Genomic DNA, 6,698 nt, shown 5'->3' with positions numbered 1-6,698 from the left:
TATCAGAAATGAAAAATATGAAAAAATGGTTCTTAGTAACATCTTTTTTAATTACTGTATCATCAGTATTTGGACAAGGAAAAATAACAGGTTTCGTTTATGACGAAAACGGACCTTTGCCAGGTGCAAATATAGTAATTGAGGGCAATAGAAATGGGATATCAACTGGTTTCGATGGTAGTTTTACAATTGATTCAGTATCAGAAAACGGAAACGTTGTAGTGTCTTTCTTAGGATTTACAACAAAAAAAGTAGCTTACGTTGTTGCAAGTGGACAAACAACAGATTTAGGAAATATAGTTTTATCTAGCGATGATAACGTTCTTGGAGAGGTTGTTATTACATCGACAGTAATCGATTTAGCAAAAGACAGAAGAACACCCGTAGCGGTTTCGACCATTAAAGGATCCGAAATTAGAGAAAAATTAGGGTCTCAAGAATTTCCAGAAATTTTAGCAAACACCCCATCGGTATATGCTACAAAAGGTGGTGGAGGTTTTGGAGATTCTAGAATTAATATTCGTGGATTCGACCAGAGAAATATTGCTGTAATGATAAACGGAGTTCCTGTAAATGACATGGAAAACGGAGCTGTTTTCTGGAGTAACTGGGCAGGTTTGTCTGATGTTACTTCTGCAATGCAGGTACAAAGAGGTTTAGGTTCATCTAAACTAGCTATTTCTTCAGTAGGAGGAACTATAAATGTAATTACGAGAACAGCTGACATGAAAGAAGGTGGGTCAGTTTCTGCTATGTTAGGAAATGAAGACTATTTAAAAACGATAGCTTCATATTCTACAGGGAAAATGAAAAATGGCTTATCAGCTTCTGTATTATTTAGTAATACACAAGGGAATGGTTATGTAAACGGGACAAAATTCTCGGGACAAAATTATTTTGTAGGGATTGGTTATGAGTTTAATGAAAAACATGATGTTCAATTTACATTTACTGGCGCACCGCAATGGCACAATCAGAGATCAGCAAGCCCTACAATTGCACAATTTATTAAATACGGTAAAGGTGGGGAACCTAATATTCGCTACAACTCTGATTATGGTTATTTGAATGGTGAGGAGTACAGTTTTAGAACTAATTTTTATCATAAACCCGTAGCTTCTTTTAACTATAATTTTAAAATAAACGATAAAACTAAGGTATCTACTGTTTTATATGGTTCTTGGGGACGTGGTGGAGGATCTAATGGCGCTGGTGCAATAAGAGGAAATAGGTTTAATGGAGATAATTTAAGAACATCAAACGGAGCTATTAATGTTGATTTAATACAAGCTTGGAATTCTGGCGGAGCAGTTTCTATTGTTCCAGTGACAGGAGGACTTCCTAACACAACGCCTAGAGCTCAAATAGGTGGTGCATATCAGAACAGTGCATCTACTAGTAACAATGGAACTAATGGTATTTCAAAAATATCATCTATAAACTCACATGACTGGTATGGTGGTGTTATTAATTTAAACAGAAAACTAACAGATAAATTAACATTAGATTTTGGTTTTGATGCAAGAACTTACAAAGGGTTTCATTATCAAAACTTAAACGATTTGATAGGTGCTACAAATTATAATGCTAATTATTCAGCAGTTGGAGCAGGAAGTAACGATATAAATAATCCTGTTAGAATATTAACAGATCAATATGCAACAGAACCTAATGGAAACCCATTTTTTAAATTAAACTATCAAGAAAGAATTAATTTCAATAATGACGGTTTGGTAAAATGGTACGGAGCTTTTACTCAATTAGAATACAGTACCGAGAAACTGACTGCATTCGTTCAAGGAGCAGTTTCGCAACAAGGTTTCAAAAGAGTAGATTATTTCAAATATAAAACAACTGACCCATTAAGCTCAACAGCTAATGAAAAAATTCTTGGAGGAAACGTAAAAGGTGGTGTAAACTATAACCTTAACGAAAGAATGAATGTTTTTGTAAATGCAGGTTATTATTCTAAACAACCATTTTTTAATGCTGTTTATCCAAACAATGCATCTATACTAAACGGAAATTTAGTTAACGAAAAAATAGTTGGTTTTGAAGCTGGTTACGGATATAAAGCCCCTAAATTTAATGCAAATTTGAACGTATATCACACCACTTGGAAAGACAGATACCAAAGAACCACTGATACTGATTTATTAAATGTTGGTGGATATTATGATTTCTCAGGAATTACAGAGGTTCATACAGGTGTTGAGTTAGAAATGAGTGTTAAGCCATTAACAAAATTAGGTTTAAACGCAATGTTTTCTGTAGGAAACTGGGAATACAAAGGAAATAGTTTAAGTAACAGATACGACGCTTCAAACACCCCAATTGGTGGAGGAACAACAACAACTTTATATTTAGACGGTGTTAAGGTAGGTGATGCTGCGCAAATGACGGCAAGTCTTGGCGCCAATTATGAAGTTGCTAAAGGACTAAAAGTTGACGCAAATTACAGATTTTCGGATAAACTTTATGCTGGAATTTCTCCTAATAATTTTAATAAAGAAGACAATAAAGGGTCGTTACAATTACCTAATTACGGATTAATGGATGCTGGAGTTACTTACAAAATAAATAGAACCAAAGACAGTAAAGATTCATTTACATTGAGAGTAAACGTAAACAATGTTTTAAATGAAATATATGTTTCTGAATCTAGAACAAATCAGTTTACTGCAACCGAAACAGAGTTTAACACGCCAACCGCAGGAAGTGATGGATTAATTAATCCAACAGCAGCCGTTACAACAGGAAACAAGCTTAAAGGTACAGGTGCAAATCAATATGCAACTTACCAAGATTATCAAAATAGAGGATTATATAACGGAACCGATATTAGAAACCAAGTCTATTTCGGTTTCGGAAGAACATGGAATTTTGGAGTGACTTATAACTTCTAAAAATATAAATAATTTAATGTTTTTTAAAACCATCTGATGCGAGTCAGATGGTTTTTTTTATTAACCCAGATTTTAATTAACTTTACCAACATAAAATTAGAATATGAAAATAGGCTTATACTTCGGAACCTTTAATCCCATTCATATTGGGCATCTAATTATTGCCAACCACATGGCCGAATATTCTGATTTAGAACAAATCTGGATGGTTGTCACGCCTCACAATCCACTAAAAAAGAAAGATACTTTGCTAGACGATTACCAACGTTTGCATTTGGTAAATTTAGCAACAGAAGATTATCCAAAAATTAAACCCTCAGATGTAGAGTTTAAGCTACCGCAACCCAATTATACCGTAAATACTTTGGCACATTTACAAGATAAATTTCCATCATATGAATTTTCATTAATTATGGGCCAAGACAATCTGAACTCGCTACACAAATGGAAAAATTACGAGATAATTTTACAAAACCATGAGATTTATGTGTATCCTCGAGTTTCTTCGGAGGCTGAAAATCTGGATTCAAAAATCTCCCTAAACTTCGGAACAAAAATTCATATTATAAACGCTCCGATTGTAGAAATTTCATCTACTTTTATTCGTGAAAACATCAAAAACAAAAAAAACATTCAACCCTTATTACCTTCTAAAGTTTGGGAATATATAAATCATAATAATTTTTATAGAAAGTAAAATTTATATTATAATTAACACCTGTTATAATTCTTACAATTAGCAGAACATTACCTTTGTTACTTAAATTCATAACATGAATCCATGAAAAAAGTAATTAAAATCTCAATCTTTATCCTTTTTATATTCAATGCAAAAGCTCAAAATATCGCTTTCACTGCTAATGAATTATACCCTGAAGGTATTGCTTATAACAAAAAACAAGATGTCTTTTTTGTAAGTTCGTTGCATTACGGAAAAATTGGAAAAGTAACCCGAAATGGAGAATATTCAGAGTTTATTTCCGATAAGGATTTGGTAAGTACTATAGGAATTCATGCTAATGAAAAAGCAAATTTGTTATATGTTTGTGTTTCAGATCCAGGTGTCTCGGTACAAACAAATGTATCAACACAAATGAAATTAGCTAAGTTAATTTCCTACGATTTAACAACTGGAAAGCGAAATTTTGTAGCCAATTTAGAAGAATTAAGCCCAACTGGCGAAAATTTCGCAAACGATGTCGATTTTGACAGTTCAGGAAATGCTTACGTTACTAATAGTGTTTCTCCAATTATTTACAAAGTTTCTAAAACTGGAGTCGCATCAATTTTTGCTACAAATGAAAACTGGAAAAAAAAGGGTTTCAGTCTTAATGGGATTGTTGTTTACAAAAACCAATATTTAATTACAGTACAGTCAAATACGGGAGAGTTGTATAAAATTTCTTTAAAAAACCCAACTCAAATTACCAAAATAAATACTGATTTAATCCTTGGTGGAGACGGAATTTTCTTAAATAAAAACAATGAATTAATGGTTGTCTCGAATTCTAAAAAACAAGTTTTTCAATTAGTTTCTACCGATGATTTTGTTACTGCCAAAGTTATAAAAACCGCTCCAACTGAAATGACATTTCCAACAACTGGTATTGTTGCAAAAGGAAAATATTATGTTTTAAATGCTAAACTAGACGAGATTTTTAATCCAAAGGTGACTAAAACCTCAAATTTTTTAATTCAAGAGATAAAATTTTAAAATAAAAACCATGTTAAACTTCGAATTATACAATCCGACCAATTATATTTTTGGTAAAAATCAAATAGAAAAACTTTCTACTTTAGTTCCAAAAAACGCAAAAATTCTTTTGGCTTATGGCGGTGGAAGCATTTTCAAAAACGGAATTCATGAACAAGTAATCAAGAACTTACAAGGTTTCGACATTATCGAATTTGGTGGTATCGAATCCAATCCGCGTTTTGAAACCTTAATGACTGCTGTCGAAATCGTCAGAAAAGAAAAAATAAATTTCATTCTTGCTGTTGGTGGCGGAAGTGTTATCGATGGTGTAAAATTTATTTCGGGCGCAACAAATTTTGAAGGCAATCCTATCGACATTCTTAAAAATAGAATTCAGTTTTCCGATTTATCTAAAGTAATTCCGTTTGGAACCGTTCTTACATTACCTGCAACTGGATCGGAAATGAATTCAGGCGCAGTAGTAACCATAGGAGCAACTCAAGAAAAACTCGTTTTAGGCGGTAGTGCATTATTTCCAAAATTTTCTGTTTGTGATCCAACAGTGATTGCTTCATTGCCCAAACGTCAGTTAGAAAATGGCGTTGTAGATGCATTTACGCATGTTATGGAACAATATTTAACCTATCCACATGACGCCATTTTACAAGACAGAATCGCCGAAAGCATATTACAAACATTAGTAGAAATTGGTCCAAATGTTGTAGAAAATCCAACAGATTATAAATTGGCAAGCAATTTTATGTGGTGTGCTACGATGGCGCTAAACGGATTAATTCAAAAAGGAGTTCCTTCAGACTGGGCAACACACATGATTGGTCACGAACTTACCGCTTTATACGAAATAGACCACGCCAGAACTTTGGCAGTTATTGCGCCAAGTTTGTATAAAGTAATGTTTGAAACCAAAAAAGACAAATTAGCACAATACGGCGAAAGGATTTTTAATGTTTCAGGAAATTCAACCGAAGAAAAAGCAGAAAAAGCGATAGAAAAAACTATCGAATTTCTTCACAAAATGGGAATGCAAACCAAACTGTCTGAATACACTGAAGATTACAAAAAATCGGCAGACTTTATTGTAAATCGTTTCGAAACAAGAGGTTGGAAAGCATTAGGCGAGAAACAAAACATCACTTTGCAAAGAGTAAAAGAAATTGTAGAAGGTAGTTATTAGAAAATTAACTCCTAAATTTCAAAAGGCGTTCAAGAAATAATTTCCTGAACGCCTTTTTTTCTAAACACCAAAACAAAACTTATTTTTAATATACTTAACTAACTTATAAGTATAACGTTAGAAATATTTTTAAATTGTGTAAAAAATCACAATCTAATGTTAAATTTTAAAAAGTCTTTATTCTCGTAGCATTACAGCAATAACTTTTATGTTTACAGTATTTTGCTTACTTTTGAAACACTAAATTTTTTGTAATGACTACAAAACCAAAATTTGCCGTAATAGGCGGAGGAAGTTGGGCAACTGCCATCACTAAAATGTTATGCGTAAATCTAGAAGAAGTTTCTTGGTATATGCGTAATGAAGATGCAGTAAATCACATTAAAACATACAAACACAACCCAAATTATTTAACTGGTGTTGAATTTGATACAACTAAATTACGACTTACAACAAATATAAACGAAGCTGTTGCTTATGCCGATTATATTATTTTTGCTATTCCATCTGCATTTTTAAGCAACGAACTCGAAAAAATGACCGAAAGTCTTGAAGGTAAAATTATTTTTTCAGCCATTAAGGGAATTGTTCCTGAAACGAGTCTTATTGTTGGAGAACATTTTAATAAAACTTACGATATTCCTTTCGATAATATTGGTGTAATTACTGGACCATGTCATGCCGAAGAAGTAGCGTTAGAACGTTTGTCGTATCTAACGATTGCTTGTGGCGATGCCAAAAAAGCAAAAATAGTCGCAAATTGTTTGTCTGGGCATTTTATTAAAGCAAAAATTTCCGATGATATTATTGGGACAGAATATGCCGCGATGCTAAAAAATATTTATGCCATTGCAGCAGGAATTGCTCATGGTTTGGGTTATGGCGATAATTTTCAATCGGT

The 6,698-nt window shown here is 32.9% G+C and carries 5 protein-coding genes; all 5 read left to right on the top strand.

What is annotated here, in order from left to right; genetic code table 11:
• Nucleotides 1–8: 8 nt before the first annotated feature.
• Nucleotides 9–2,906, top strand: coding sequence for a TonB-dependent receptor (locus ACH2BG_RS09375; protein WP_395047431.1), 2,898 nt, complete (start codon nt 9–11; stop codon nt 2,904–2,906).
• A 103-nt stretch (nt 2,907–3,009) separates the two neighbouring features.
• Entirely contained in the window at nt 3,010–3,603 is a 594-nt protein-coding gene (nadD, locus tag ACH2BG_RS09370) for a nicotinate (nicotinamide) nucleotide adenylyltransferase (protein ID WP_395047430.1), read from the top strand.
• Nucleotides 3,604–3,687: 84 nt separating this feature from the next.
• Nucleotides 3,688–4,620: a hypothetical protein gene (locus ACH2BG_RS09365; protein ID WP_395047429.1), complete on the top strand. Its 933-nt coding sequence runs from the start codon at nt 3,688–3,690 to the stop codon at nt 4,618–4,620.
• 10 nt (nt 4,621–4,630) lie between these two features.
• Complete coding sequence (locus ACH2BG_RS09360; RefSeq protein WP_395047428.1) at nt 4,631–5,797, top strand: iron-containing alcohol dehydrogenase; 1,167 nt, start codon at nt 4,631–4,633, stop codon at nt 5,795–5,797.
• A 254-nt stretch (nt 5,798–6,051) separates the two neighbouring features.
• Nucleotides 6,052–6,698, top strand: a 647-nt coding sequence (locus ACH2BG_RS09355) for an NAD(P)-binding domain-containing protein (RefSeq protein ID WP_395047427.1), incomplete at its 3' end; no start/stop codon positions are given.

It is taken from the genome of Flavobacterium sp. (assembly GCF_043779715.1).
Classification (GTDB): Bacteria; Bacteroidota; Bacteroidia; order Flavobacteriales; family Flavobacteriaceae; genus Flavobacterium.
The sequence above is the reverse complement of the archived record's forward strand: the minus strand, read 5'-3'. Positions and strand labels throughout refer to the sequence as shown.

Coding starts and splice junctions, on each gene's coding strand:
- nadD (WP_395047430.1), top strand. CDS start 3,010: ATGAAAATAGGCTTATACTTCGGAACCTTTAATCCCATTCATATTGGG.
- ACH2BG_RS09375 (WP_395047431.1), top strand. CDS start 9: ATGAAAAATATGAAAAAATGGTTCTTAGTAACATCTTTTTTAATTACT.
- ACH2BG_RS09360 (WP_395047428.1), top strand. CDS start 4,631: ATGTTAAACTTCGAATTATACAATCCGACCAATTATATTTTTGGTAAA.
- ACH2BG_RS09365 (WP_395047429.1), top strand. CDS start 3,688: ATGAAAAAAGTAATTAAAATCTCAATCTTTATCCTTTTTATATTCAAT.